This is a genomic window from Citrobacter sp. Ce119 (genome assembly GCF_030334525.1).
GTDB classification, from domain to species: Bacteria; Pseudomonadota; Gammaproteobacteria; order Enterobacterales; family Enterobacteriaceae; genus Citrobacter; species Citrobacter europaeus.
On sequence record NZ_JAOWDR010000027.1, the window covers coordinates 1 to 205 of the forward strand.

A 205-nucleotide genomic window follows, 5' to 3' on the forward strand; every position below is an offset into this window, starting at 1 on the left:
AACGCTGAGGTGTGATGACGAGGCACTACGGTGCTGAAGTAACAAATGCCCTGCTTCCAGGAAAAGCCTCTAAGCATCAGGTAACACGAAATCGTACCCCAAACCGACACAGGTGGTCAGGTAGAGAATACCAAGGCGCTTGAGAGAACTCGGGTGAAGGAACTAGGCAAAATGGTGCCGTAACTTCGGGAGAAGGCACGCTGAT

1 rRNA gene is annotated in these 205 nt (G+C 51.7%); it reads left to right on the plus strand.

Features of this window, described 5'->3' with window-relative positions:
- Nucleotides 1–205: ribosomal RNA gene (locus tag OGV80_RS02180) — 23S ribosomal RNA — on the plus strand; the annotation flags it as partial.